Genomic DNA, 26,458 nt, shown 5'->3' with positions numbered 1-26,458 from the left:
CGATGGTTCAGGGGCGGACCGCCAGCCCTGTTGCGATCAACGCTCGCTTTGGTGCTTCTGGGCGGCGCAGTCGCGGCCCATGCGCAGGAGAGCGGGCCGGTGAAAGCCTGGCATGCGCGTGCGGGCGCCGCCGCCGAATATCTCGATCATCGGTGGGGTACCAACGATGGCTGGCAAGCCAGTGACAACTGGCAGCGCTTCCCCATCGTCGACGCGCTGATCGATTATGAGCGCCGCACCGGCGATCTTCGCTGGAACCCGAAGATCGCCGCCGCCGTGCGCACCCGGACCGGGCTCTACCTCAACGACGACGACTTGTGGGCCGTGATCGCCAATGTCCATGCCTGGCAGATCGGCCATGATCCCGAGCTGCTGGCATGGGCCAGCGAGACGTATCGCCGCCTCGTTACCGAACACTGGGACGATCATTGCGGCGGCGGCCTGTGGTGGGATCCCAAGCACACCTACAAGAACGCGATCACCAACGAACTGCTGTTCTACGCCTCGACCCAGCTTTATCTCGCGACCCGCCAGGACGCCTATCGCGACTGGGCGCTGCGCAGCTGGTCGTGGTTCGCAGCCTCGACGATGACCGGGGCGGACGGGCTGGTGAACGACGGGCTCGATGCGCAGTGCCGCAACAACGGGGCACCGCGCTTCACCTATAACCAGGGCGTGTTGCTGGGCGGGCTGAACGACCTCAGCACGATCACCGGTGACCCGCAGTATCGCGCGATCGCGGTGAAGACGGCGCTTGCCGCGACGCGCACGCTGGTGACGAGGGACGGTATCCTGACCGAACCGTTCGACACGCTGGGCGCGGATGGCCCGATGTTCAAGGGAGTCTTCGCGTTCCACCTCGGCCACCTGATCGAAGCCATGCCCGACGGACCTGAACGCGCCGAACTTCTCGATTGGACGCGCCAGAACGGACAGGCGGTGTGGACTCTGAGCGCGGACGGCGCCCAGCCGATCGACGGCCTCTGGTCGGGCGGTTCCGGCCAGATGGGGGCTGCGGCGCAGGCGTCGGGCATCGATATCCTGCTGGCGGCCTCGTCCTAGCTCCAGTGGATCAAGCGGACGGCCCACAGCGGATCAAGCGGGCGTGCGGCGGATAGCTGGCGGTCGGCGAATGTTGGCAGTTGGGGACAACATTGACAAGATGTTGCTCAAATGCGACGCCGGGACGCATGGTGGCGAATACTGCAACAGCCTGCGAAAACAATGTTCAATTCAAGGCACTTACCCAGGCGGCCTTTCGACTGAACAACCTGCTGACGGCAGAACGCGACAGGGCGGTCGCGGACCTGGGCCTCACCAGCGCCCGTTGGCAGGTGCTCGAAGCGGTCGGCCTGCAAACAACTGCCGTGTCGGCAGCGCATGTTGCGCGTCAGCTGCAAATCTCGCGTCAGGCCGTTCAGCGCGTTTTGAATGACCTTGCGCAGCTGGCCTTGGTCGAATTGAAATCCGACGCGGCCGATAAACGTGCTCAACTCGTCTCGTTGACGCATCTGGGCACCGACGTTCTGGGCGAGCTTGACAAGCGCACCGACGTGTTGCGACACAAAGTTGCCGAGGATCATCAGCCGATCGTCGCGGATTTTTTAGCCTTGGCCGGCAACGGGCGCGCCACGGGTTGGCAGGATGGAAACTCCGACGACAGCGCGCCATCCGCAGGGTCAACGGTTGCCAGAACCACCCCATGGCCAACCCGCGCGACAGATGCATCTGCCCCCAACGCGCCGCGAACGTTCGAGAACGTCCAGGGGCACATCCTCGATCGGATCCGGAGCGGTGATTTGCACTCGGGTGACCGCTTGCCGCCGGAACGGGAACTGGCAAGTAGCCTGGGGGTGGGGCGATCCGCAGTACGAGAAGCGCTGCGAAGTCTCGAGATGTCGGGTGTGCTCCGCTTCAAGCGAGGTGCTGGCGGCGGTGCCTTCGTCAGGGAAAGCGGCTCCGAAGGCATCGAGTCCTCGATCAGGTCGATGCTCATTCTCGGGCGATTGCCGCTGGCCGACCTGCTTGAAGTCCGGGCAAGTCTGCTTGGGCAATGCGCCAGGCTTGGGGCGCAGCGCGGGACCCAGCAGGATTTTGCGCGCCTCGACACGAATATCGACGAACTCGAAAGGTGCGTTAGGACCTACAAGGATCAGGTTGCAGCCATCAAGCCGGCCACGGAGTTCTACCGACTTGCGGCGCGATCCTCGCACAACCGACTGATGATCCTGCTGGTCGATGCAATTGCCGATCTCGTTGCCGAGATGCTTACGCAACTGAAGCATCGCCCCCGCCTGGACTCAGTCACGGCACGGCGCGACATGGTTGCCGCAATGCGCGAAGGTCGCGCCGACGATGCGGCAAGAGTGATACGAACGCACTCCTATGACACCAACCGGTTGCTGCTCAGATCCAGGCGGCCCTTCGCGCTGCAGGCCTGAGCGCGGCGGCCACCGGCTGGCCTCCCGGACATCGCAAATCCGCAACGAAGCTCCTGCGCGGCGGCCTTGCCGTGCCTTGTGTCGAGTAGAACGTTTCGATCGTTACTTCTCGACATCGTTCAATTTTTGGGGATTTTGGTACTGATCGAACGCGCATTCAGCGCAAAGTCGTAAACCACTTGACGATATATTTGGCAGCATGATACCTAAAGGTCATACCAAAAAAGAATACCTGACGAGAGGATGGTCATGCGGATTTGTTTGAAGCGGCAGCGGTTGTGGGCGTGAACGCCCGCACCCATTCGGATGCGGCGATCGGTGCGAACCGGATCCCTTTTCCGTTCCCGTTCCCGTTCCCGATCTCGTCCGCGCCAAACTCGTTCACGCGCCCGGATCTTGCGGGCAACGTATTCAATATCAAGGGATACACCACCGCCGACGCGCGACTGGGCTATGAAGCCGCAGACGGAGCCTGGAAAGTCATGGTCTGGGGCAAGAACATTTTCGACACGTACTACTGGACCACGGTCATACCCTCCAACGATTCGCAGGGCCGCCTGGCCGGGATGCCCGCGACGTAAAGCATCACGATCGATTTCAGGATCAAGTAGCAAAGGTTTTTCGGGTCCGGCCGGATCTTCCCCTGGCCGGATGACTCCGGAAAACCCCAAACTGGGAGCGCCCATCCACGTCCTGCTCGAACTGGGACAATGGACGGGGGCTCCCGCTTTTTGCATCGCGAATCTCGATGTGGTTCCATATGCTCATCGGTTGAAAAGATTTCGAGAGAGGATGTCACAGTGGCGATATTGGAAGCCGATCGCGACGTGATGCTGGATCGGCGCGAGGATTTCGAACCGCATCTGGTCGCGTTGCTCGATGCCAAGCGCGCGCGCCAGGGCAGGAGCGGTTACAAGCCGCGCAAGGCGCAGGACGTGGCCGAGCGGCTGGGACGCCTGCTCGGCGCGCACGGGGTGCAAGGGCATGCGCGCAATGTCCGCCGAATGGGTGGCGGCGCCTCGAAGGAACAATTCCTGTTCGATCTGGTCGATCCGGCTAGCGGTGCAACCGAACAGCTGGTGCTGCGGATGGACCCGCTCGAAGGCATCGTCGAAACCTCGCGCGAGCGTGAGGCGCAACTGATCGAGGCGATTGGCGGGACGGTGCCCGCGCCCAGCGTCGCGTTCGTCGATTCCGACGGTCGGCATATGGGCCAGCCGGCAATGATCACCCGCTTCGTGCGCGGTGACACCAAGCCGCGCGACGCCACGTCGGGCCCGTCGGGCGTGGGCATCGTCATCGGGGAGCGCGCCTCGGCCGCGCTGATCCCGCAGTATCTCGACAATCTCGTCGCCATCCACGGCTTCGACTTCGCCCGCGCTGACCTTGCCACCTATGCGGTGCCGCAAGCGGGCACCACCCAAGCCGCGCTGTGGCAACTCAACTTCTGGGAGCGGGTGCTGGAGGACGACCAGGTCGAAGCCTCGCCACTGCTCACCTACACCGCCTGCTGGCTGCGCGAACGCGCGCCGGTGTGCGATGCGCCGGTGCTGCTGCATGGCGACTACCGCCTCGGCAACTTCATGTTCGACGAGGATACGCTGGAGATGACGGCAGTGCTCGACTGGGAACTGGCGCATATCGGCGATGTCCACGAAGACATTTCCTATTCGCTCGAGCCGCTGTTCTGCAGCCGCGATGCGCAAGGGAGGCCGCTCGTCGCCTCGATGATGCCGGTGCCCGCGTTTCTCGATGGCTATGCCGAACGTTCGGGGCGCACGATCGACCCAACCGTGCTGCACTGGTATCAGGTGCTCAACAGCTTCAAGCTGTCGGTCATGAACTTCGCCTCGGGCGTGCGGGCAGCGCGCGATGGCACCAACCACCAGAGCGCGTTCCTGGGCTACCTCGCCGCCTGCCACGTCGGACTGTCGGGCACGTTGTGCCACCTGCTGGAAGGATACGGCGCATGACCCCGGGCATCGAAGTGCGGTTGACCAGCGTGCTGCACGGCTTGCGCGACGTGATCATCCCGGCGATCAAGCCCGATGAGGCGCTGGCGGTCGAACAGTCCGGGCTCATCCTTGCGCAGCTTGCGATGCTGCTGCGGCAGTTGCCTTATGCCGAGCGCTACCACCGGCTGTGCCGGGACGATGCGCGCACCACTGCCGCCGCGATCGTGCAGCAGCCGGCAGGAGGCCCGCGCAGTCAGGCGGCGGCCAAGGCCGTGTGCGTGCTGCTGGCTGGCGCGAACCCGGATGATCCCCATGCCGGCTATCTGGCGCTGGCAGACGGCATCGCCGCGCTGACCAATGCCGTCGCCGACGATGGCGAACCGGGCTTCCGCGCGCGCGTCAATGCCGCTGTCCTGGCGTTTTCGCTCCGTCAGAACCGGCGCGAACGCGTGTGGTTCAAGGATGCCGGGTTCGACCCCGACCCCGCCGAACTGCCCGATCTGGCAGCCCTGTGCAGCGCGTCCATGGCATAGGCAGGTGGCCACCACGGCCATGCGCCCGCAAGACAGTCTCAACTGACCTTCAACCGACGATCGCCCGCGCAAGTGGAATGATCAGCAAGGAAACCTATCCGTGTCCGAACTGCAATCGCCCCCCAGCTCCGTCCTGCCCGAGCACGCCTTTCGCCACAACCTGACGCTGGAAGGGCGCGAGTCGCTCGCGCACATCCTGCTGATGCCCGAGCACAACATTGCCGGGTTCATCTATCCGACCATGCTCGGCACCGGCGTGGCCAAGTCGACCGCCTGCTTCTTCAGTCCCGATTTCCCCGAGCAGATCGTCGAAGTGGTGGAAAGTCCCGTCGCCGATGACATGGACTTCGGCGACTGGCGCCATGGCCCGCTGCACATGGAAATCGTCGATCCGCTCAAGCGCGTCAACATCGACTGGGATGGGACGCGCATCCGCTTCAAGGGTGCCTTCACCGCCACGCATCCGGCTTATGCCTTCAGTTCGCACCCGCGCGGCAATCCGCCCTATTTCGGCAACGATCGCACCGAACAGCACGGGCGCGTGGTCGCCGATCTCGAACTCGACGGGCGCAAGCTGCACCATGAGGGGTTCCTGGTGCGCGACCACAGCTGGGGCCCGCGCGTGTGGGGGCTCAACCAGCACTACAAGTGGATCCACGCCACCACCGGCGACAGTTCGATGCATTTCTTCGAGATGCAGGCGTTCGGTCGAACCGAACTGCGCGGCTTCCTGTTCAAGGACGGCGAGATGCGGCATCTCGAACGGGTCGATTATGAATTCGTCTACGGCGACGCCATGCTGCAGCAGACGTTCGATGTCACGGTGACCGACACCGCCGGCCGAAAGTCGCGCATCGCCTACACCATGTTTGGAATGCTGACCTCGTCGCACGATCCCAAGACGTTGATCAACACCGGCTGCGCGACGCTGGACTTCGATGGCAAGCCGGGCGTGGGCGTGTGCGAATTCGCGTGGAACAAAGACTATTTCGACTTCGCGAAATCATTCGTGCCGAAATATGGCTGAATTGGATCGTCAGCGCAATTTGTCGATCAGCGCCATCGCTGCTGGCGGATTGTGCGCCTTGTAGCCGCTGATGACATAGAGATAGACGTCGCGCGGGGTGTCAGGGCGCGGGGTGTCAGGCGGAGCCGATTGGACGCACTGCAGTCCGCTGGGCACCCGGCCATCGGCAAGCGCCCGAACCCGGTCGACCCAGTCATCGAGCCTTGCATCGATGTACCCGAGCGGCTCGTCTTCGGTCGTGCCCATGATCCGGGCATACACGAACGGTGCCGTCAGGTCGGCGATCTGGGGATATGCGCCGTCCGCCGACAGCACCGGGGCCACGCCATAAGCGCGCAGCAGGTCGATGAATTCCGGCTTGCGAAAGCTTTCGTGCCGCACCTCGATCGCGTGCCGCAGCGCGCGCCCTTCGTGCGAGGCGGGCAGCAATTTCAGGAAGGCCTCGAAATCGTCCGGGTCGAACTGCTTGGTCGCCATGAACTGCCAGTTGATCGGGCCGAGCTTGGCCTTCAACGCCATCAGGCCGCCGCTGAGAAACCGCTCGATGCTCTGCCCGGCTTCGGCGAGCACTTTGCGATTGGTCGCAAAGCGCGGCGCCTTGAGCGCGAACACGAAATCGTCCGGCGTCTCGTCATGCCATTTCGCGAAACTCTCGGGCTTTTGCGATCCGTAATAGGTGCCGTTGATTTCGATCGACGTCAGCGCGCGGCTGGCGAATTCCAGCTCGCGCTTTTGCGTCAAGCCTTGGGGATAGAAGCTGCCGCGCCACGGCTCGTACGTCCAACCACCAATTCCGACGCGGATCGTACGTTTGGCCTTCGTGCCCATCCTGTGACTCCATCGGTGCGGGTCTGGCCGACCCCATCGTCAAACGTTCGCATCTTTTCAATATGGTCGAACAGAATTGGTGGATTTATGCCTTCGGGCATCCATTGGCGCCCTCACAATTTGCCCGCAGCGGGGTTTCGCGCGACGCAAAAGCTGCATAGACAGGCGGCCGATCACCTCACCTCACCTCACCTCACCTGGAGAATTGCCATGAAAAAGTTCGCGGCGCTCGCGCTGTTGTCGCTGGGCTTTGCCTCGACCTCGATCGCCATGGGCGTGGAGGGAATCGATCCTGCGGCGGTTCCGGCGGGGTCCTATTCGGCCGATCTTTCGCACACCAGCGTGCTCGCCTCGATCGCGCACATGGGCTTCACCCACACCAACGTGAATTTCCGAAAGCTCGACGGCCATTTTACCTATGATCCGGCGCATCCCGAGGCGTCGTCGCTCGACGTGACGATCGACACCAACTCGCTCGATTCGGGCTGGGCGGCGCGCGATACCGATCTCAAGGGCGCCAAGTTCTTCAACGTGGCGGCATTCCCGACGATGACCTTCCATTCGCAGAAGCTGACCAAAACCGGTGCGACCACCGCCCGGATCGACGGGCAGCTGACGGTACTGGGCGTGACCAAGCCGGTGGCGCTGGCAGTCACCTTCAACGGCGTCGGCAAAGGCATGGACGGCATCGCCCGCGCCGGCTTTTCCGCGCACACCAGCCTCAAGCGGTCGGACTTCGGCATGACCACGTTCCTGCCCGTGGTCGGCGATGACGTGGCCATCGATATCGAGGCCGAATTCTCGAAGAAGTAACGCCATGATCGCCCCGCGCCGATACTCCGCCGTCGCGATGGCCCTCCACTGGGCGATCGCGCTGGCGCTGGCGTTCCAGCTCGCGCTGGGCTGGCGCATGGCCGATGCGCCGCGCGGCGGGGCCACGTTCGCCGCGTTCCAGCTGCACAAGTCGCTGGGCATCACGATCCTCGTGCTCAGTCTTGTGCGGCTGGGGTTGCGGCTGGCCACGCCGCGCCCCGCGCCGGTCGCAGACAGCATCTGGGCGCACAGGCTGGCGGGCGCGGTGCATGGCCTGCTCTATGCCGTGATGATCGGCGGGCCGCTGACCGGCTGGGCGATTGTCTCGACCGCCCGGTTGCACGTGCCGACGCTGCTGTTCGGCACCATACCGCTGCCCAACCTGCCGCTGCCAGCTGCGCTGGGGCCCCTGTTCGGCAATGCCCACAGTGCGCTGGCGTGGATCGGTGTGGGGCTGTTCGTGCTGCATGTTGCCGGCGCGCTGCGCCACCAGTTCGGGCCCGATCGCGCGTTCCTTGGACGGATGGCGCCGGTCGGAGCGGCGGGCGCAACGCTGGGCAACGGCGCCGCGTTCGCGCTGGCGGCCGGGTTGATCGGCGCGGTGGGGCTGGCGTTCTTCGGCGGCAACGGCGTTCCGGTGGGAGCAAGCCCGCTGGCCGCCGCAGCAGCGCCGGTTGCAGCCGCCAGCATTGCGCCCGACACGCTGTCCTCGGAACCAGCCGCGTCAGCGTCTGCCCCAGCATCTGCCGCCGCATCGGATGAGGCCAGCGCCGTGCCGACGGGCGCAGCGACCACCGACGAAGCCGCCGCTGCCCAGCCGGTCGCACCGTGGCAGGTCTTGCCCGGCGGCAAACTGGGCTTCACCGCGCAAGTCAGCGGCGCGCCGGTGCATGGCAGCTTCGCACGGTGGACCGGGGCCATCCGCTTCAGCCCGGATGATCTGGATCATTCGGCGATTAAGGTCACGGTCGACCTCGCCTCTGCCACCACCGCCGATACGCAGCGCGACGGAATGCTGGCCGGAGACGACTTCTTCGCCGTCGCGACGCACCCCAGTGCCGCGTTCACGTCGCACTCGATCCGCCACGCCGGTGGCGACAACTACGTCGTGCGCGGCGATCTGGCGCTCAAGGGTGCCGAGCGCCCGGTTACCCTGGCATTCCACCTCACGATCGATGGCGACAAGGCGCGCGCCAGCGGCACTGCCCGGCTCGACCGCACCAGCTTTCACATCGGCGAAGGCGAATGGGCCAATGCCGATCCGATCGCCTTCCCGGTGTCGATCGACTTCAGCTTTTCGGCCAGGCGGAACCCCGCCGGGCGCTGACGTGCCGCGCTTGGTCCGACTCGCCGGGCATGGTAAGTTGGCAACATCAGGATCGGAGGCTGCCATGACTGTCCCGCCTTTTCCCGCCAGGATTATCACCAGAACCGTCGCCAGAACTGTCGGATGTGCTGCGCTGGCGTGTTGCGCCGTGTCCGCGCTGGCCATGGGCGGCGGTGGTGGCGGCGGTTCGATGCCGAGCGAAACCGCGCCGCAATACGATCCGGCCGTCGAATATCGCGCCGGCCTGACTGCGCTTCAGGCGCAACGCTGGGCCGACGCGGAAAAGTCGTTCCGCCATGTGCTCGCCGTGTCGCCGCGCGATGCCAACACCAATTATCTGATGGCGCTCAGCAAGATCGGCCGCAGCGACTACAAGGGCGCGCGATCGTATCTGGAAAAGGCAGTCAAGCTCGAGCCTGCGATGATCCCGGCGCACGAACAGCTCGGCATCGCGCTGGCCAAGCTGGGTGAGGCGGACAAGGCCAAGGAACAGCTCGACTGGTTCACCGCGCGCGCGACCACCTGCGGCACGGCCTGTGCCGATGCGACGGTGCTGCAACAGGGCGCTGCGGCGGTGCAGGCCGCCATCGGCGCGGGCAAGCAGGCACGCGTTGCGGTGCCGGGCCTGCTGATGTTCGCATCGACCCAAGCCGGCGACGGCGCCTATCTCGCGGCGGTCGCGCTGATCAACGAGCACCGCTATAACGATGCGATATTGTCGCTGCGCGCGGCGGAACAGGTGTTCGGCCCGCATCCCGATATCCTGACCTACCTCGGCTTCGCCAACCGCAAGCTGAAGCGTTACGACATCGCCGAAGCGTATTACCGGCGTGCGCTGGCGGTGGCGCCGGGCCATCGCGGCGCGACCGAGTACTACGGCGAGATGATGCTCGAACGCGGCGATGTGGCGGGCGCGACGCGGATGCTCGCGCAACTCGATGCGCAGTGCACGTTCGGTTGCGCCGAGGCGGACGAGCTGCGCCGATGGATCGTCCGGCGATCAAACGCTTCCTGATCGCGGCTGCCATGTTGCCGCTGATCGGGGCGGCTGCGGGCGTGCCGCCGCTGCGCGCCGCGCGCTGGTCGGTGCCGGGCCAGCTTGCCAAAGTGCTGACCACCGAACCGGGCGAATGCCTTGCCGCTGCCATGGACAGCCCCACCGCGCAACGCATCGCCATCGGCCGCGCGGCGTTCCGTGCGCCGCTGCTGCTGGGCGGACAGGCGGCGCGGGCGGGGCTGTCGTGCAACGCATGTCATCGCGGCGGGCATGGCAATCCGGCCTTCATGTTCCCGGGCCTTTCGGGCGACCCCGGCACTGCCGACGTCACATCCTCGATCATGAGCTCGCATCGCGGCGACGGGGTGTTCAATCCCAAGCCGATCCCCGACCTCAGCGGCCCGAAATCGCGGCTGAAAGTGGATCAGGACGCAGCGAGCCAGCAGCTCGAACACTTCATCCACGGCCTGGTGACGCAGGAATTCGACGGCCCCGAGCCCACGCCCGCGACCATCACCGGGCTTGCGGCTTATGTCCGCGCGCTCTCGCCGAACCATTGCGGCGCGCAAGTCGCGCTCGATCTCGATCACGACCTCGCCCGCGTGGACGAGGCATTGCGCACCGCGCGCGCAGTGGCCGCATCGGGTGACGGCGAGACCGCGCGTCTCATGGTGTCGTCGGCGCGCTCCACGTTGGGGCTGATCGACGAACGCTACCAGCAGACACCCGCCCGGCGCGCGACCGCAGGCTTGGATGGCGCCGCGACGGACCTCGCCGCGATCGAGCGACGGCTGGCGGAAGACCCCGCAGCAGCCGTGAAGCTGATCGACCGCTGGCTGGGCAATACGGAACGCTGGCGCGGGCCGCTGCGCGCGGCGCAGGCGCATTCGCTTTACAGCCGCGCGAACGTGTTTCCGCGCCGATGATGCCTCAGCGCTTGTCGCCGATGTCCAGCACCAGCGGCGCGAAGATCGGGCGCAACGCATCGATCTTGGTGAAATCGATCGAGATGAACCCGGCAGCGCCGGCGCGCGGGGCGGGCAGGGCCGGGGTCGGCAGCGCCTTGTACGGCGCGAGCGCGCCCGATGGCCCCGAGATCAGGTCGGGCAGGTCGCTGGTCACGCCATAGCCGCCACCCAGCGTCACGCCGGGCAGCGGGCTGAATTTGACTAGTCCGAACGGCAGCGCCACTTTGTAGTCGGGCGTGACCGACACCGTCATGTCGAAGGACAGCGTCATCTTGGGCACGCTCGAATATTTGGCGTGAATCAGGTCGAGGTAATCGTCGCCCTTGAAGCTGAAGTGCAGCAGCAGCGGTTCGCTCTTGGTCTTGGGCAGGTCATAACTGAAGCCGCTGAACACGGCATACGGCACCAGCGACAGCGGCGCGCCCAGCGGCAGCCCCGACAGCGCCTTGCGCCCGTTGGGATCGCTCAGCAGCGCGCCGGCGGCCGGGAGCACCAGCGACGCCCCGCCGACGACCAGCGCAGCCTTGTCGCCGGTGCTGGCGCCGTTCCAGATCGGCAGGGCGATCTGCTTGGCCACGTCGATCGCCGTGTCCTTGATCTGCGGCGTATCGGCGGCTTTCGACGCCAGTTCCTTGACCCCGCCGATCAGCGGATCGACCGCGTCCTCCTTCTTGGCCTCCTTGAGCGGAACGTCCGGCCCGTCGCGCTGCACCATGGTCGGCGCGGGCGTGAGGCGGCGCAGGTGGGCTTGGTTGCCGACGCGCACCTGCGGTGCGGAGGCAATCGCGGGTTTCGAGACCGGCGCGTTCGCAACCGGACGGGTTGGGGCGATCGTGTTGGCAGGGGCCGGTGTCATCGGACGCTATCCCGTCTCCTAGGGTGTGACGACGCTGGTATCGATATCGGTCCACGTCTTCGTCTCGATAACCGTGCCGGCCCGGCGGATCTCGCCGCGAAACTGGACGAGCAGATCGGTGGTATCGCCGGTCTGCAAACCGTTGACGATAAGCTGGGGATGGTCCTCACCGCGATAGACACAGCCGCTCGCCTGGTTTTCCGTACCATCGCCGTCGGTGTAGTGGTTTTCACCGCATTGGACCGTATCGGCGGCCAGTCCGGGCTGGTTGCGATGGCCATAGTTGCGCGCCGCGCACGTCGTGTTGCCATCCTCGGTCATCGCGACCGGCAGCGCGCCGCCCGGGATATGGCCGAACTGGGCGCTGAGGTCCTGGATGGCCCCGCCGCGCGATCCGGTGGCGACACCGGCGATGAACTGCCGGTATTCGAACTGCGAACAGTCGCACCGCGAGGAAAACCGGGCTTCGATCTTGTGGTGACCCTGGATCCGCGTCCTGCCGTTCGGACCCGGCGTGGTGTCGCTGAGCACGGGAAACGGGATGACGCGGAACGCGGTCAGGCAGTTGGCGGTGTCGGTCGGCAAGTTTTCCGCCGTCTGTTCGCGGGTGATGAAATCGAACGTGTCCGGGCCGATCTTGCCGTCCTTCTTCAACCCGTATTCTTCCTGCGTGGCGGCGATGGCGGTGATGTTGTCGGCGGTCCATCGTCCCGTGACGCCGCCGCCCAGGATCGACTGGATCAACCGGGTGTTGGCGTCGTCATAGAAGCCGGTGTTGAAGCGGATCGCCTCCTGGATCTGTGCGGGCGTGAGGTCAGTTTGCGCGGCGGGCGCTACTGCGGGCGGCGGCGTGGCAAGATCGCGTTGTACCCCCATCGTTCCGGCACTTTGCTGCACCACGTGCGCCAGTTCGTGCGCCAGCAGGTGGCGGCCGCCTTCTCCCGCCGGATCGTACTGCCCGGCTCCGAACACCACATTGCTGCCCACGGTATAGGCGCGCGCGCCCACGTCTGCGGCGGATTGCGCGGCCTGCGCATCGGTGTGGATGCGCACGTCGCTGAAGTCGGTGCCGAACCGGCTCGCCATGAAATCGTGCGTCGCCGGGTCCAGCGCACTGCCGGACATGTTGAGCACGTCGTGGACGGCCTGCGGCGCGGCTTCTCCCGCGACGTCGGCGCCCGCCGCCCGGCGCCTGACGATGGGCTCCTCGTCCTCGCACGCCGCGCATTTGCGCTGGAGCGCACCGGGACCGGACGACAGCGTCGCTCCCGGATCGGCCATGCGCATCACCCGGTCGGCCGCCGCGTCGGCCTCGTGTTCCAGCGGATCGTTGACCGCGCCGATGGTCAGCTTGGCCTGCAACGGTTGCCCGCCCACCGCCAGCCGACGCAGATGCGCCTGGTTGCCCGCTGCGTTCGGCGTGGCCGCGCGCCGCCTGACATCCGATGCATCGGGCGTCACCGCGCCTTGCCGCCCCCGGTCGGGCGAAAGCGTCGTGCAGGACGAGCAACCCATCGTCACGTCTCCGTGTTGAGGAACGGCCAGAAGTCTTTCGGGTCGGGCTGCGGGAACGTGCGCGGCGGCAGGATCGTCGCGCCCCGGCTGAACACGTTGCCGTTGTAGGCATAGTGCCCGCCTTCCAGGCCGATGGCGATGAACACCGGCAGCTGGCCGGATGTGCCCGTATTGCTGGTGGGGTGCGCCATCATGTTGCCGGTGACCGTGGCCATGGTCGGGAAGAACAGCGTTCCGGCCAGCGTGCGGTTGTCGGCGCAGACCACGCGATTGCTGCTCAGCATCACCATGCTGGTGTCGTCCTGCGGAGAGCGCAGGATCGCGATGCCGATACCGGGCGCTGCCTTGGCGTCGGTGGCGACGAGCGCGATGTCGTTGTTGGCGATGTGCAGCACCGCCGTCACGTGGCGGGTGGCAAGCTGCGCCGCGACCGACACGGCTTCGACATGCGCCAGATCGCTGAGATACTGGGCGCGCATCGCCGAAATCTTCGTATCGACCTTGGCCTTGGCCGAAGCGGCAGGCGTGGGCGCCGCTTCTGCCCGTGCCGCCGCGGCTGTTGCGCCTTGCGTGCGGGCGTTGACGACCGCGTTGAACGCTGCGGTGCCTGCGGCCGTCATCTCCTTGAGCAAGGCCGCGCGCGCGCTGGGCGAACCCGTCGGCGCTGCCGTGGGCTCTCCCGGCGGCGTTGCCATGCCATGGGGTGAGATCGCGGCGAGGAAGTGCACCGGATAGCCGCGCTCCACCGCCTGCGCGATTTCGGGATGCGTCTGCGCCTGGCCCATCGCGTGCTTGGCAAACGAATTGGCCGCCCCCACGATCGGATCGGCCAGGAATATCCCGGTCTTGCACTCGCGGATGCGGTTGAACGTGCAACGCAACTCGCCCAGCCGGGCGAACGCGACGATCCCGGCGGTCAATCGCTCGAAAAAGTTGTCGCTGATGTCCACGCCGATCAGCGAGGTGCTGATGCTTTGCGTGTTGACCGCCGCCAGCAGCCCGCAGACCGTACCGTTGGCGAAGATCGCCTTGCCCACGAACCGGTTGCGGCGCACGGTCAGTTCTGCCGCGCGGCCCGCAATGGTGATGCCGCCGCCCAGCACCGCGCCCAGCAGCTTGCCGTTCTTCGGCGCGGCGAGACCGAATGTGCAATCCTCGATCACGACGAAGCCCGAATTGATCACGATCACGCCTGACAGTGTGCCGCCTTCCTTGCCATTGGGCACCAGCGGCACGTCGATCTCCAGCCCGCGCAACGTCACGGCGTCGGCCTTGGCGATGATGATCAGGCCGAACACGAACGCGTTCAGTTCCTGCGGATCGGCGTTGATCGAGGTGCCGAAGCCGCAGCCTTCGATCACCAGCCGCGCGTGATCGCCGGTCAGCACCAGCGGGCGGCGCAGCACGTATTCGCCGGGTTTCAGCGTCAGCACCGCCGGACCGCCCTTGAGCGAATCCACCACCGCCTGCAGCCCGCCGCGTGCATCCACGCCTTGCGGGTCGAGCGTCAGCCCGCAGCAGCCGCACTTTTCCTTGGTCAGCGGGACGAACGTCGGGCGGCAATCGGCCAGCACATCGATGCTTTCCCGGCCCGTCGCCCCGATCACCGCCAGGTCGCCCAGCCACTGGCGCGGCCCGTCGGGCGGCTGCGGCGCTTCGTGGTAGCGCACCGGATAGACTTGCGCCGGCGTATCGGGCCGCACGGCAAACCGCCAGAACGGCCGCGCCGCGATCGTCGTGGGCAGCGCGGGCAGCGCGGGCAGCGTGACGGTCACGGTCACGCCGCTGGTGCTGTCGAGCGGGGTGGCAGCCCCGCCGCTGAACGGCACGATCGCATCCCACAGCCGCAGGAACAGCGGATTGGGATCGTTGACGTATTCGGCTGGCAGCGCGTCGGTCAGGGTCAGCGTGCCCTGATCGAAATCGTAGGCGACCGCGACGGTGGTGACGAAGCCTGCGCCCGCTGCGACGAAGTTGCGGTCGCGGATGTCGGCGGGCACGAACGCGCCGTCCTTCAGTTCGGCGCAGCTGCGCAGGACTTCGACCGCCTGGTTCTGCTGCGGCGCGTGCTCCTGGTCGATCGGCACGCCCTGCAGCGTCAGCAGCGTGGGCGTGGCCGATGCGGTGGTCGCGCGATAGAGGATCGAGGCGTTGTTGCGGCCCCACAGCAGCTGGCCCGCGTTCTTGGCCGCGTCATAGGCGATCACGGTGACGCGGATCAGCTGGTTGTCGGCGCCGAGGTAGCCCCCCGCCGCGACCGGGGTGCAGGGATCGGGCGGCACCTGATCCTTGACGAAATCGACCAGCAGCCGCGCACCTGACAGCAGTTCGAAGCTGGCGGGATCGATGGTCACGCCTTCGGCGGCCAGCTGCTTGGCGACGATCGAGGCCGCGCTGGCGCACGTATCGCCCTCGATCGGGATCAGCGGGAACTGCTGCAGCAACCGCGTCCGCGATGCGGAATCGGGGCCGCCCAGCGCCACTTCGCGCAACGCCTGATCCTCTGTCGCCGAAACGCTCTGCTCGGTCACCAGCAGCGCAACCAGCGCGTTCCCGCCCTCGGGCAGCGGCGGGGCGTCCAGCCAGTCGGGCTGCTGGCCAAGCTTGACCGCATCATCGAGCGTGAGCCGCCAGCCGCCGAGGTAATACGTGCCCGCGCCCACGGTGATCTGGCCGAGCGAGGCGGCGCCGATGACCTTGTAGCCATCGTCGGGCGTGCCGGCGGGACCGACGATATCGATCGTCTCCAGCCGCAGCGCCTCGCCGCCGATCAGCGCCTGTTCGTTGACGTCGGCTTCCAGCGTCACGCGTCCCTGCTGCGCGATGACGCTGCGGTAGGCGCGGGAGGGATCATAGCTGATCCGGGCGCGGTCACTGGCCATGACAAAGGTCCTTGGGGTTAGTCGGCATCGATCCACACCGGATAGATGCCGAGGGGAGCGTACTCTTCGTACTTCGCCGCCAGCCCGCGTTTGCGCAGCGGGATGTTCTCGGTCTTGAAAGCACCCATTTCGGATTCGTTTTCGGCACCGCCGAGGATACTATCGCCGTCTGCCGGGGCGATGATCGCGTGGTCGGCCAGGCGGTAGAGGCGGGCGTAGTCGGGATCGCCGAACCGGCGGCTGCGGAACAGCGGTCCGTGCGGCGGCACCCTGACCGAGCGGTACGGCGCATGCAGCACGCTGCCGTCGGCATAGGCGCTGAACCGCACGCAGCCGTGCTGGGTGTCCTCGACCGTGGCGACGTCATCCATGATGCATTCGGTCGCGCTCAACCGGTGGACCGCGATCGGGCCCAGCACGGTGCAGCGCGCCAGGCTGACTTCGCCCGATGTGCCCTCGATCGCGGGGACGACCGGCACCAGCGACGGCGCGAGAGATGGCGCGGCGGAAGGCGCGGGCGGGACGGCAATCGACTGGATGATGCTGTCGCTGGCCGAGAGCCGCTCGACGAAACCGTTGCCGCGCGCCCGGATCGGCCCGGTGATCGAACGCTCCAGCACCAGGTCCTGCACCTCGCCCTCGATCCACAGCGTCACCGGCGCCAGCGCCATCCCGTCGATCGCGGTGTCGAACGGCGCGCCGGAACGGCCTTGCGTGCCCGGATCGAGCGTCATCAGGCGCAAGTGAACCGTGTCGAACACGCCGCGCAGCACGATGTCGGCGCCCTGCAGCCACACCCCCTGCAGCACCAGGCTGCCGCCCTGGCCAGTGATGATCCAGCTGGCTCCTCCGCCCGCCCAGCGGATCACCGGGCGCTTCTGGTTGTGCGCGCGGACCATGACGACGGCGGGCGCGGGCGCGGCGGGGGGCACCGGCAGGACCAGCGCGGCGGCGATGCCCGGGTAGGTTAGCGAATCCGCGATCTCGACCGTTTCGGTCCCGGCGATGGCCGCCAGCGCGGCGTCGAGCCCGCTGCCGCCGGTGACCGACGCCGAGATCGGCGGCTGGTCGATGATCGACAGCACGCGTTCGTCGAACCCGCCCGCACCGATCCGCGCGGAAAAGCCGAAGTGGTAATCGACCACCGGCGAGGTGGTGTCGGCGGGATCGACGAAGCTGAACACGCCGGTTTCGGGATGGATGCGTACGTCGCCGCGCGGGCGCGGGGCGGGGGTGGGGCCGCCGGTGAGGTCGACCGCGAACGACACGGGGTACAGCTCGTCGGGATAGGCGCACCACAGCGTTTCGCGCACCCGGACTGGCAGGTTCCACTCGTCGGGGCTGATCCAGTCCTCGCCGAAACCGGTGATCCTGAGGTCGTCGATCCGGCTCGACCGCGCGAATAGCGGGATGCGCCGCCCCGACGGATCGAAGCTGAAGCACGGCGGCGTCGCCCCGTTGCTCACCGGCGTCGCGGCCCGGATCGGGAAGGCGTAAAGCCACCAGATGAACACCCCCAGGTGCGGGATGTTGTGCCAGCCGGCCGACTGGACGCCGCGCCGCAAGTCGGCGGTATGGGCATATTCGTCGAACGCGCCCGCACTGTTGCGCGCGGGATAGTTGTTGCGCAGATCGGCATAACCGCCCGCTGGCGTGCCCGATGTGGCGCCCGCCAGCCCCTCGATCACCGCCGATCCGGGCGCGTCGCCGGGATGGTAGGTCGGCACCGGGCCGATCGCCGGATCGAACTGGTGGCGGGTGCGGCCCAGCCGCCGGAAGAATTCGACCGCGCGCGCGTCGTGCCCCGCGATGTCGGCGGCCAGCTCCTCGAGCAGGCCCAGCGTCCCGCTTCGCCGCCGGTAGTAGATCGTCTTGGCGACATCGAGCCGCTGCGCCCGCGCATCGAGGCACGACACCAGCCGCGTGGCGAGCAGGTCGCCGATGTAGGGAATGACCCAGTCATCGCAGGTCTCGATCGACTGGTTGTCCCACAACCGGTCGATGCCGCGTCGCAGGTTGGCGAATTCCCCGCCGATGCGATCGACGATCTCGTGCAGCGGGCCCGCACCGTCGGGCAGGTCCACCGTGCGGTAGATCGCGGGAAGCAGGGCCCACAGCCGGTCCTGATGCCGTGCGGTATAGCCGTCATCCGCCATGGGCGTCCGCCTGCAATGTGAGGGAAAGGTCGAGCGGATCGAGCGCGAAGAACCGCCCTTCGCCCGGGCTGTGCAGCGGTCCGGCGTCGGCCGCTTCGTCGATCGTCAGGGCTGCGGCGGCGATGGCGATCGTGCCGCGAACGGCCAGCACCGCCTGTTCGATCTGGCTGTCGAACAGCGTCTGGCCGATCGCCATGCGCAGCGCGCTGAACAGGCCGGTCTCCGGGTCGGTCAGCGCGGCGGTCACTTGCGCGGTGATCTGGTCGCGGTCCCAGCCGGGCACGATCAGGATGGTGAGCGTCAGCGCGACTTGCGCCGGCGTGGCCAGTTCGACGCGCACCGGGCGGTTGGGATCACCCGCTGCGGCCAGCACCGCGCGCGCCGATGTCGCCGCCGGCTGGTCATCACCGACCCACACCACCACGGCGGCGCGTTGCAGCACGTTGCTCCACGACCAGGTGGCGCGCGCGCGCGATACCCCCGGCGCCTGTGCGGCCAGCGCCTCGTAATCGAACACCGAGACCGCCCGCCCGAATGTCAGCACCGAGCGCGGGGCATAGCGGCGGATCTGGTTGGCCGGCTCGGCATCGGCGCCGCCGCCGACCGGCACCGGGTTGAGCAGCGCACGCAAGCCGGGAAACGCCTGCGCGATCACGGTCAGCTTGCCGGCGGGCGGGCTGGCTGCGCCCGCGCCGACGCGATAGTCTGCGACCACGTTGTTCATTCCGCTGGGCAGCCGTGCGCCCTCGATCCCGTCGCCGAAATCGACGTGCGTGCGACCATCGACATCCTCGCGCGTGACGAACACCTGCGCATCGGCCGGCTGGCCATACAGGCTGGGCACTTCGGTCCACGGCTCGCCGTCCACGCGCAGCGCGACCGTGCTGGCCGCCGTGGCGCCGCGTTCGAGCCAGGTGACCGGCGATTGTGCCAGCGCGAAGCTCTGGTCGGGCTTGGTGGCATCGCCGCTGCCGAGCACTTCCTTGTTCACCGACTTGCCGCGCGATACCCGCAAGGTGTTGTACAGCACGTCGGCCGGCATGGTCAGGCTCGGAGCGGGGCTGGGCAGGTCGCTGAACTGGATGTTGTAATCGCCCGCCGATGCGGCCGAGGCGAGCAGCCCCGCGCCGCTTTTGTCCTGCACCAGCACGGGCGTTGCCGGCGCGGCGCGGAAGTGCAGCGCAGATGCCGCGACTAGCGCGGTGGGCGTGCCGCTCCACGATCCCGGCGGCTGGTCGATCAGTTGCCCGGCCCCGGTCCAGTCGAAATGCATCGCGATCGAACCGACGTTCGAAGGCCACCCGCCGGTGGGCGCGGACGCCAGCGTCAACTGCGTGTGCGGCACCGGGAACGGATGGTCCTTCACCGCCGGGCTGTTGGCGTCCCAGATGACGTCGGTGGTGGACTGGACTTGCCCCAGGAAGCTCCAGTTGGGCGCGACGAACAGCACCCAATCGCGGGCATGGACCTGCCGCGCCAGGCTGGAGAGGTGCACCGTCGTGCCGCTGACGCCGCCGGCGTACAGGCTCCACAGCGTGATCGACTGCGTCGGCTGTTCCAGCGCCACGTCGGCGGCGGCCAGCGTGGTGGCGAGCGCGGCGGTCAGCACGCGCGGCGCGGCGTCGTTGATGTCGAGCGCGAGCGCGGTCTGCTTGCCGCCTGCGGGTGCATCCTGCACCACCGCCTGCGTCACCGTGGCCAGAAACGGTCCGCCCTTGCCGGCATTGCGCAGCCTGAGGCGCAGCAGCGCGCCCGGATCGATCGACTTGACCGCACCTAGCAGCAGCAGGCCATAGTTGGCGACGGTCGCCGGCGCTTTGACCAGATAGTAGGCCTGCTTGCTGAATTTCGCGGCATGCGCGTACTTGGGCGCGGCATATTCGATGCCGATGCTGAGGTGGCTGAAACGGAAGTCGTTGATGGCCGCCAGCAGCACCGGCGGCTTCCGCGCCGGCACCCGGTCGGAACCGCTGATCGCAGTGTCGTCCGCCAGCTCGAACGTCTGCGGCGGGTGGCCGGGGCCGGGCTTGCTCTGGAACTGGAGCCCCTTGGGCAGCACCGCGCTTTGTCCCGGCGTCACCAGCGCGGCGAGCACGCCGGTGGCGCCGATCGCGGGCCGGGGCCGATAGCCCAGGATGCGGATCACGCGCCGGACGCTGGCGTCGAGATCGGCCGTGCGCAAATACGACTGGTTGGCGATGCGTTCGTTGTAGAACGTGATGATGTCGGCGAGATAGGCGAACCATTCCGCCATCATCACCGCCAGATCGCCTTCGCCCTGCGTTCGCCAGGCGCCCAGCGCAGCCTGGGTATCGTCAGGTGTCAGCAGCGCGCGGCGAAACTGCCGGTAATCGCCGAAACGGAACGCGATCCGCGTCTGCTGCGGCAGGTTGACCGGCACGCGGGGGACATCGTTGTCGCATGGACAGATCGGGAATGTCATCGTCCGCCCTCCACCGTGACGCGGATCGTCCCGCGCTCGGGCCAGCTCGGATCGTTGTCGACCCGCAGGATCTGCCGCGTCGATGGCGCTAGCACTTCGGGCAGATCGACGAACCCGCCGAAGCTGCCGCGCTGGCGATAGGTGACGCCGTGCACGCCCAGCACGCCCGGCACCGCCTGGATCGCGGCTTCCAGCCGGCTGCGATACAGCGGCAGCCCGAAGGTGAAGCGGTCGGCGAAAAAGAACCCGGCGGCGCCATAGGCCCGCGCCGCGCTGCCCAGCCGTTCGAGCACCCCGGCCTCGACATCGCCGTCGAGCCAGCCGGGCAGCGCGCACACCGCGATCTTGAGATCGAGCGAGAGGTACTGCGGCGGCGGGGCGTAGGATTCGTAGCCCGCCAACCGACGCCGGTTGAGCAGTTCGACCAGCTCGATCTCGTGCGCCAGGCCGATCGCTTCGCCGCCTTGGGGATCGACCGCGGTGAACACCGTCAGCCAGCTGCCGGTCCAGCGGAACGCGGTTCCGGCCTTCTGCACCCACGGCAGGCTTTCAGCAGCGCCCTCGTAATCCTCCGGCCGCACCGCGCGGAACTGCTTGGCACGGAAGGCTTGCGGCGCGCGGCGGACGATCTGGTCGCGGCTTTCCGCATCGGCGCCATCGGTCACCGCGAACGGATTGCGCGCGCCGGTTACGACCCCGGCGCCGGCGGGCACGACTTGCGTGATGGTATCCACCGCGACGTTGCCCGCCGCGCCGACACCCACGCGATAGGTCACCGCGAACAGGTCTTGCTCGGCCGGGGCCGCGCCGAACGTGTCGTCGCCGAACCGCACCGTCGATCCGGCGTCGCCATCGATGTCGAAATGCGTCGGTGCGCCGGTCTGCGAGAACCCGACCGCGCGCCACAGCACCGGATCGATGGTGACCGCCAGATCGGTCGATTGCACCTGCAGCAGGCTCGGCGCGAAATCCCAGTCCTGAGCGATCGGCTGGACTTGCGCGAGGCGCAGTTCGGGCATCGGCGCGGCGCCAGTATCGATACCGCCATCGGCAGGTGAAAGCCACGCCAGCGGGCCTTGTACCAGCGGATAACGATGGACCCAGTTGGGCGCGACTGCATCGCCGTTGGGACCGCGCCGCGCGATCGCCAGCGTCGCCCCCGGCGCGGTCGCAGGTGCCGTGCCGATCGCGAACGTCTCCACCACGCGCGCGCCCTGCGTGGCGCGGACAATGTTGCCGCCCAGCGTGGTCCGCGTCAGGTCGATCGCACGATCAAGCGCGTCTTCGATCCGCCACGTGATGCGGGTGACCGGCGCGTTGCCGAACAGCGGATCGATCGCCTCGAACCCGACGACGCCGGCGATCGCCATCAGGTGTACCAGCCGCCGCTGGCTGTCGCCCGGCAGGTCGGTCTGGATCAGGATCGCCTGACCATCGACAAATCCGAAGCCGTGGCCCGCCACCCACAGCGCGGTCGAACCGGCGGGCAGGCAGCGATCGTTGTCGTCGAACCAGTAGGGCGCGATGCCGTGGTTCCACACGTCGGACACCGGCTTGGCCGTGGCATCGCCAAGGCCCTCGCCCACCTCGAACGGGATCTGCCCGCCATCGGGCGCGGCGGCGATGACCTGCAATCCGGGCGCGGCGGTGCCGGGCGCGCTGGCGGTCAGTTGCAGCCAGGTGGTGGCGCTGGTCGCCGGGCGTGGCTCGTAGTCGACCAGCCGCGCCAGGCTGGTCAGCGAGCGGCGCTGCGTCGCGGTCTCGAGCATCGCCTCGCCCGCGACGCGGTCCTGCAGGTAACTGAGGTCATCGACCATCGCCGACAGCGCTTCGGCAAACATCACCCCGAAATCGGCTTCCGACCGCTCGACCCACGCGGGATAGCGCAATGCCGAAAAATCGAGCAGCGCGCGGCGGAAGCTGAGGAAGTCCTTGGCGAGGTAATCGATCGGTGGCACCACCGTATCGTCGGGCGGGCAATCGACCGGCGGCGGCGCGCAGTCGAAATCGCTGGGGCAATTGGCCTTGAACGAGAACCTGCTGGCGGCAAACGCGATGTCGAGCAGTTGCGGATCGGCTGCCGGGATCGCCAGCGTCAGCAGGTAGTCCGAAAAATCACCGTCGATCAGCGCATGCAGCGTCAGCAGCGGGCGGCCCTCGGCATCGAGCGACCAGTCGGCTGGCTTGACCGGCGCCACGGGCACGACCGGAACGCTGTCGCCGCGGGTGATCGTCGCGCCAATCTTCGCGGATGTGATGTCGGTGGCGTTGACGAAGTGCACATACAGCGTGCGCGGATCAACCGCGTCGACCGTGACGAAATCGATCCCGTTCAGCGTGGTCGAAAGGATCAGGGCGCCAAGGCGGTCTCTGGGAGGTGTCATGTCAGATCACCTGAACCCGGGTCTGCCGGATCGATTGCGTCTCGATCAGCGTGTATTCGATGGTGATCGTGATCGTTCCGGGCGGAGCGCCGGGATCGTCGGCCGAGGTGACCACGGTCACCTTCTGCACCGTGATCTGGTTGCCCAGCCATGTCGTCAGCGCCTGGGTGACGATCATCTGCGTGGTTGCACCCAGTTGCGCGGAAATCGGCGCGAAGATCAGCCGCCGCAGCCCTGCGCCGAATGTGGGCAGGCACACCCGCTCGCCCGGATCGGTGAGCAGGACCTGGCGGATCATCTGGTCGACGTGATCCTGGTACGATGCGCGCGCGGCCTGTCCCGACCCCGCATCGATGGCGAAGGGAAAGGCGAAGTCGTGGCGGACGAGGGACGCGTTCATAGGCCGCTGACCTTTGCTTGCGTGGCGGACACGATCACCACCCCTTGCGGCGCCGGACCCAGGCACAGGCCGACGCTGCCGGCATCGAGCACCAGGTCCCCGCCGTGCTTGACCTTCTGCGAGGTCTTGACCCACTGGATCGCGGTGCACGGCTGCGCCACGCCGGAGACGTTGAAGGTGCACCCGGCGATGCTGAAGCTGTCGGTCGCGCGCAGGATCACCGCGTCGGCCGTGGCGCTGGTCGCGCCGGGTGTGCCGGTCACGGTGCCGCCGTGCGGGCACATCAGCGTGCTGGCGGTGGTGAGCAGCGGGGGCATCACGTCACCACCAGCGAGGTGTCATTGATCGCGACGCCGGTGGTATCGGCCACGATCTTGCCCTTGTCGGATTTGATCGTGACGGTCCCGCTGCTCAGCGTCAGGCTGTCGCCGTCGGCGTCCTCCAGCGAAATCTTCGAAGCGTCGTCATCGAGCTTCAGCACGCCCGACTTGGCGAAAATGGCTTTGGCGGTGGCGCTGGCATCGGCCGGGATCTCGCCCGAACGCCAGTAGCAGCCGACCCAGATCGGGTAGGACACGTCGCCGCCCTCGAACTCGATCCACACCCCGCTGCCGACCTCGGGCAGCATGATGAAACCTACCGCGGGCCCGGCATACGGCACGCACGCCTCGCACCATCCGCTGGTCACCGACCCCAGCACTGCCGGGATGGTGGCGCGGATGCGCATGGTGGCCGCGTCCACATCCGTCACCGTCCCGCGGAACTTGCCGAGGAAGCGATGCTTGACCCGATCGACCAGGTCCATGAGCAGCGTTTCGTTCATGGGAAGCCGACTCCGCCCGGCGACGGCGCGCCGACCGCGTTGCGCATCAGCACAAACTTCATCTCGTGCGCGTTGGCGGTGATGTGGTGGCGCACGCTCCACACGAAATACTTGCCCGAATGGAGCGAGCCCGCCGAATTGACCTGCACCACCGTGCCCGCGCGCATGATCGCGCCCAGCCGTACCGCGTCGGTCGATCCTTCGCAGCGCACGAACCAGCCGGATTCGCGCAGCACCGACTGGGCGCGCAAGGCCACCGTTTCGGCATCGCCGGCTTGCGTCGTGAGCAATGTGCTCACCGGCTGGCCGGCGAATGCCGCGAGGTTCTTGGCATCGAGGTCGGCCAGCCCGGATGCCGTGGTCTCGCCGCCGGACGCTTCGCCGCTGGCATCGCTGAACAGCAGTTGCTGCGCGGTGACGCTGCTGGGCCGCATGACGTCCCAGGTGATCTGCAGCGGGCCGATGTTGGCATCGTCGGACGGATTGAGCGCCAGCATCAACGCCGGCTCACCCGCGACCGATGGCGTGACGAACGCACCGGTGCGCTCGCCGGGCTTGTCGGTGCAGAACACGCGGAACAGTTTGCCGCTGCGCCGCGCCAGATCGCGCAGGAACTGCGCATCGCTGGCGCGCTGCATCAGGCTGGCGGTGTCGCTGGTGTGTGCGGCGCTATCGTCGTCGAGGTTGGCGGGATCGGGGGTGAAGCCGTAATCGCCGAAGATCGTGTTGGCGGCGGCGCCGTCGGTGACATCGGCCCATTCGCGCACCGTCTCGGTCATGTTCATCAGCCAGCTGGCGTCCTGCCCGGTGATCTTGAGCGTGCTGGCCGATGCGCCCGCATCGAGGTGCAGATCTTGTGCCAGCACAAAGCCGTCGATCAGGCAGTGCGCCTGGCCGTCGGCGGCCTGCGCGGTCACCGCGATGTTCGACAGCGGGCCGAAGCGCGGGTCGGATACGGTATCGTAGTCGCCGCTAGCGGACACTTTCACCGGCAGCGTCACGCGGAAGGCGCCGGGCAGATCGACGTTTTCCTCGATTTCGAGATCCAGCACGCTGGTGTCGAAATCGGTGACCGCCGTCCCGCCCGAGAAAAGATCGAAGCTGCTGGGCATCAGGTCTTGCCCGCCGGGGGAATGCCGATCAGCGGCCGGGCGGCGAGCGCGTCGGGACTGAACGAGGTGTTGGCATCGCACAGCCGCCAGAACGCGGTCGGGTCCTTCAGGTAACGCGCTGCCAGCAGATCCAGCCGGTCGCCCTCGATCCGGGGGTGGTAGCCCAGCACCGGGCCGCGCTGCGAGACGGGCAGGTTGGTGGCCGTGACCGTGCGCCCGTCGTCCAGCGTGACGGTGTAGGTGCCCAATCCGGCGTAGCGGCTGTTGGCGGTGAACATGGGCGGTCCTAGATCGGCAGCATGCCGAGGATGGAATCGGCGGCGTTGGCAAGATTGGCGATGGCGAGCGCTTCGCGCAGCCCTTGCGAATATTTGGAAGCGGCCTGCGCGACCGGCTTCATGATGTCGCTGACATCGGACAGTTCGTTGTAGGCGAGCACCCGCAGCCCGATCTGCGCCTCGGCATGGGTCGGGTTGAGCAGGATGGAATCGTAGAGTTTCTCGGTGACCGAGAAGCTGGTCACGCGCACCGGCACGATCCGCCCCGGCCCCCACACGAACAGCACCAGCGGCAGGTCGCCCGACGGGACCGAGCGCGACGGTGCCGCCGCCGTGATCCCCAGCGCCGAGGATACCGATCCGATCAGCCCGCCACCGGGCGGGGGCAGCGGGAACATCAGCATCTCGAGCGCGGCCAGCCGGCTGTAGACGCCCGAAATCTCCGCCAGGCCCGCCGTGACCGCGCTGCCGTCGGCGATCGTGTCGCTGGAATCCATCGCGAGCGTGAAGTTGAACGATTCGACCGGCGGGCCCGACACGGCGAGCTGGCTGACGTGCTGGTTGGCCGTCCCCGCTGCTGCCGGCGCGGTGGTGGCGACTGTCCAGCCATGCGTCATGGTTTCGGGGTTGTACTGGAAGATCACCACGTTGGGGATCGGCAACGGGAAGGTCTCGGTAAAGGCGATCAGCGCGCCGCGAAGATATTTACCGGCCATGCGC

Annotated in this window: 23 protein-coding genes; 10 read left to right on the top strand and 13 right to left on the bottom strand. The window is 67.2% G+C overall.

The annotated features are described in order from the left end of the window. The first annotated feature begins 99 nt into the window (after positions 1–99). The 6 genes from NL2_RS15310 (at position 100) to NL2_RS15285 (ending at position 5,956) form a co-directional block, all read left to right on the top strand. Positions 100–1,062: a glycoside hydrolase family 76 protein gene (locus NL2_RS15310; protein WP_245647715.1), complete on the top strand. Its 963-nt coding sequence runs from the start codon at positions 100–102 to the stop codon at positions 1,060–1,062. A 128-nt stretch (positions 1,063–1,190) separates the two neighbouring features. Beyond that, complete coding sequence (locus NL2_RS15305) at positions 1,191–2,441, top strand: GntR family transcriptional regulator (protein WP_068076559.1); 1,251 nt, start codon at positions 1,191–1,193, stop codon at positions 2,439–2,441. Between the two features lie 284 nt (positions 2,442–2,725). Beyond that, a complete protein-coding gene (locus tag NL2_RS15300) occupies positions 2,726–3,022 on the top strand; it encodes a TonB-dependent receptor (protein ID WP_169799524.1) in 297 nt (98 codons plus the stop codon). 219 nt (positions 3,023–3,241) lie between these two features. Further along, the gene (locus tag NL2_RS15295) at positions 3,242–4,414 is read left to right on the top strand and encodes a phosphotransferase family protein (RefSeq protein ID WP_169799523.1); all 1,173 of its coding nucleotides are present in this window, start codon (positions 3,242–3,244) and stop codon (positions 4,412–4,414) included. Then, a complete protein-coding gene (locus tag NL2_RS15290; RefSeq protein ID WP_068076556.1) occupies positions 4,411–4,929 on the top strand; it encodes a hypothetical protein in 519 nt (172 codons plus the stop codon). Before NL2_RS15295 ends, NL2_RS15290 begins: the two co-directional genes overlap by 4 nt. 100 nt (positions 4,930–5,029) lie before the next feature. Continuing rightward, the gene (locus NL2_RS15285) at positions 5,030–5,956 is read left to right on the top strand and encodes a DUF7064 domain-containing protein (protein WP_068076555.1); all 927 of its coding nucleotides are present in this window, start codon (positions 5,030–5,032) and stop codon (positions 5,954–5,956) included. 9 nt (positions 5,957–5,965) lie between these two features. Here NL2_RS15285 and NL2_RS15280 read toward each other — a convergent pair whose 3' ends face one another. Continuing rightward, a complete protein-coding gene (locus NL2_RS15280; RefSeq protein WP_068076554.1) occupies positions 5,966–6,784 on the bottom strand; it encodes a DUF72 domain-containing protein in 819 nt (272 codons plus the stop codon). 210 nt (positions 6,785–6,994) lie between these two features. Between NL2_RS15280 and NL2_RS15275 the strand changes: the two genes are divergently transcribed. From NL2_RS15275 to NL2_RS15260, 4 genes are all read left to right on the top strand, one after another. Further along, on the top strand, positions 6,995–7,597 hold the full coding sequence (locus tag NL2_RS15275; RefSeq protein WP_068076553.1) for a YceI family protein: 603 nt from the start codon (positions 6,995–6,997) through the stop codon (positions 7,595–7,597). A gap of 4 nt (positions 7,598–7,601) precedes the next feature. Next, positions 7,602–8,924, top strand: a complete 1,323-nt coding sequence (locus tag NL2_RS15270; RefSeq protein ID WP_068076552.1) for a YceI family protein — start codon at positions 7,602–7,604, stop codon at positions 8,922–8,924. A gap of 148 nt (positions 8,925–9,072) precedes the next feature. Then, complete coding sequence (locus NL2_RS15265) at positions 9,073–9,939, top strand: tetratricopeptide repeat protein (protein WP_068076551.1); 867 nt, start codon at positions 9,073–9,075, stop codon at positions 9,937–9,939. After that, positions 9,909–10,847 (top strand): hypothetical protein, encoded by a 939-nt coding sequence (locus NL2_RS15260; protein WP_068076550.1) that lies wholly within the window; start codon positions 9,909–9,911, stop codon positions 10,845–10,847. Before NL2_RS15265 ends, NL2_RS15260 begins: the two co-directional genes overlap by 31 nt. Before the next feature lie 4 nt (positions 10,848–10,851). Here the strand turns inward: NL2_RS15260 and NL2_RS15255 are convergent, their stop codons facing one another. Genes NL2_RS15255 through NL2_RS15200 form a run of 12 tightly spaced genes read right to left on the bottom strand, consistent with a single transcriptional unit; the run spans position 10,852 to position 26,454 of the window. Beyond that, on the bottom strand, positions 10,852–11,745 hold the full coding sequence (locus NL2_RS15255; RefSeq protein WP_157083198.1) for a hypothetical protein: 894 nt from the start codon (positions 11,743–11,745) through the stop codon (positions 10,852–10,854). An 18-nt stretch (positions 11,746–11,763) separates the two neighbouring features. After that, positions 11,764–13,260 carry an eCIS core domain-containing protein gene (locus tag NL2_RS15250; protein ID WP_068076548.1) on the bottom strand — a complete coding sequence of 499 codons (1,497 nt, stop codon included), beginning with the start codon at positions 13,258–13,260 and terminating at the stop codon, positions 11,764–11,766. A 2-nt stretch (positions 13,261–13,262) separates the two neighbouring features. Then, positions 13,263–16,142 (bottom strand): DUF6519 domain-containing protein, encoded by a 2,880-nt coding sequence (locus NL2_RS15245; protein WP_068076547.1) that lies wholly within the window; start codon positions 16,140–16,142, stop codon positions 13,263–13,265. A gap of 17 nt (positions 16,143–16,159) precedes the next feature. Further along, positions 16,160–18,298: a hypothetical protein gene (locus tag NL2_RS15240; RefSeq protein ID WP_068076546.1), complete on the bottom strand. Its 2,139-nt coding sequence runs from the start codon at positions 18,296–18,298 to the stop codon at positions 16,160–16,162. Next, on the bottom strand, positions 18,288–20,741 hold the full coding sequence (locus NL2_RS15235; protein ID WP_084356125.1) for a baseplate J/gp47 family protein: 2,454 nt from the start codon (positions 20,739–20,741) through the stop codon (positions 18,288–18,290). Before NL2_RS15235 ends, NL2_RS15240 begins: the two co-directional genes overlap by 11 nt. Next, positions 20,738–23,125: a baseplate J/gp47 family protein gene (locus tag NL2_RS15230; protein ID WP_068076544.1), complete on the bottom strand. Its 2,388-nt coding sequence runs from the start codon at positions 23,123–23,125 to the stop codon at positions 20,738–20,740. The genes NL2_RS15235 and NL2_RS15230 overlap by 4 nt, the downstream gene beginning before the upstream one ends. 1 nt (position 23,126) lies before the next feature. Next, positions 23,127–23,525, bottom strand: coding sequence for a GPW/gp25 family protein (locus tag NL2_RS15225; RefSeq protein ID WP_068076543.1), 399 nt, complete (start codon positions 23,523–23,525; stop codon positions 23,127–23,129). Further along, complete coding sequence (locus NL2_RS15220; RefSeq protein WP_068076542.1) at positions 23,522–23,842, bottom strand: hypothetical protein; 321 nt, start codon at positions 23,840–23,842, stop codon at positions 23,522–23,524. The genes NL2_RS15225 and NL2_RS15220 overlap by 4 nt, the downstream gene beginning before the upstream one ends. Continuing rightward, on the bottom strand, positions 23,842–24,348 hold the full coding sequence (locus tag NL2_RS15215; protein WP_068076541.1) for a phage baseplate assembly protein V: 507 nt from the start codon (positions 24,346–24,348) through the stop codon (positions 23,842–23,844). Before NL2_RS15215 ends, NL2_RS15220 begins: the two co-directional genes overlap by 1 nt. Beyond that, complete coding sequence (locus tag NL2_RS15210) at positions 24,345–25,460, bottom strand: hypothetical protein (protein WP_068076540.1); 1,116 nt, start codon at positions 25,458–25,460, stop codon at positions 24,345–24,347. The genes NL2_RS15215 and NL2_RS15210 overlap by 4 nt, the downstream gene beginning before the upstream one ends. Next, on the bottom strand, positions 25,460–25,738 hold the full coding sequence (locus tag NL2_RS15205; RefSeq protein ID WP_068076539.1) for a hypothetical protein: 279 nt from the start codon (positions 25,736–25,738) through the stop codon (positions 25,460–25,462). The genes NL2_RS15210 and NL2_RS15205 overlap by 1 nt, the downstream gene beginning before the upstream one ends. 8 nt (positions 25,739–25,746) lie before the next feature. Further along, a complete protein-coding gene (locus tag NL2_RS15200) occupies positions 25,747–26,454 on the bottom strand; it encodes a hypothetical protein (protein ID WP_068076538.1) in 708 nt (235 codons plus the stop codon). Positions 26,455–26,458: the final 4 nt, after the last annotated feature.

It is taken from the genome of Novosphingobium lentum NBRC 107847, assembly GCF_001590965.1.
Classification (GTDB): domain Bacteria; phylum Pseudomonadota; class Alphaproteobacteria; order Sphingomonadales; family Sphingomonadaceae; genus Novosphingobium; species Novosphingobium lentum.
This window is presented reverse-complemented; position numbering and strand designations above follow the sequence as displayed.

What these genes read in the sequence shown, in the direction of transcription:
- NL2_RS15210 (WP_068076540.1), bottom strand. Translation starts at nt 25,460, where the DNA reads ATGCCCAGCAGCTTCGATCTTTTCTCGGGCGGGACGGCGGTCACCGAT.
- NL2_RS15220 (WP_068076542.1), bottom strand. Translation starts at nt 23,842, where the DNA reads ATGCCCCCGCTGCTCACCACCGCCAGCACGCTGATGTGCCCGCACGGC.
- NL2_RS15260 (WP_068076550.1), top strand. Translation starts at nt 9,909, where the DNA reads ATGGATCGTCCGGCGATCAAACGCTTCCTGATCGCGGCTGCCATGTTG.
- NL2_RS15200 (WP_068076538.1), bottom strand. Translation starts at nt 26,454, where the DNA reads ATGGCCGGTAAATATCTTCGCGGCGCGCTGATCGCCTTTACCGAGACC.
- NL2_RS15235 (WP_084356125.1), bottom strand. Translation starts at nt 20,741, where the DNA reads ATGACATTCCCGATCTGTCCATGCGACAACGATGTCCCCCGCGTGCCG.
- NL2_RS15280 (WP_068076554.1), bottom strand. Translation starts at nt 6,784, where the DNA reads ATGGGCACGAAGGCCAAACGTACGATCCGCGTCGGAATTGGTGGTTGG.
- NL2_RS15225 (WP_068076543.1), bottom strand. Translation starts at nt 23,525, where the DNA reads ATGAACGCGTCCCTCGTCCGCCACGACTTCGCCTTTCCCTTCGCCATC.
- NL2_RS15255 (WP_157083198.1), bottom strand. Translation starts at nt 11,745, where the DNA reads ATGACACCGGCCCCTGCCAACACGATCGCCCCAACCCGTCCGGTTGCG.
- NL2_RS15215 (WP_068076541.1), bottom strand. Translation starts at nt 24,348, where the DNA reads ATGAACGAAACGCTGCTCATGGACCTGGTCGATCGGGTCAAGCATCGC.
- NL2_RS15250 (WP_068076548.1), bottom strand. Translation starts at nt 13,260, where the DNA reads ATGGGTTGCTCGTCCTGCACGACGCTTTCGCCCGACCGGGGGCGGCAA.
- NL2_RS15270 (WP_068076552.1), top strand. Translation starts at nt 7,602, where the DNA reads ATGATCGCCCCGCGCCGATACTCCGCCGTCGCGATGGCCCTCCACTGG.
- NL2_RS15290 (WP_068076556.1), top strand. Translation starts at nt 4,411, where the DNA reads ATGACCCCGGGCATCGAAGTGCGGTTGACCAGCGTGCTGCACGGCTTG.
- NL2_RS15275 (WP_068076553.1), top strand. Translation starts at nt 6,995, where the DNA reads ATGAAAAAGTTCGCGGCGCTCGCGCTGTTGTCGCTGGGCTTTGCCTCG.
- NL2_RS15240 (WP_068076546.1), bottom strand. Translation starts at nt 18,298, where the DNA reads ATGGCGGATGACGGCTATACCGCACGGCATCAGGACCGGCTGTGGGCC.
- NL2_RS15205 (WP_068076539.1), bottom strand. Translation starts at nt 25,738, where the DNA reads ATGTTCACCGCCAACAGCCGCTACGCCGGATTGGGCACCTACACCGTC.
- NL2_RS15305 (WP_068076559.1), top strand. Translation starts at nt 1,191, where the DNA reads ATGGTGGCGAATACTGCAACAGCCTGCGAAAACAATGTTCAATTCAAG.
- NL2_RS15230 (WP_068076544.1), bottom strand. Translation starts at nt 23,125, where the DNA reads ATGACACCTCCCAGAGACCGCCTTGGCGCCCTGATCCTTTCGACCACG.
- NL2_RS15245 (WP_068076547.1), bottom strand. Translation starts at nt 16,142, where the DNA reads ATGGCCAGTGACCGCGCCCGGATCAGCTATGATCCCTCCCGCGCCTAC.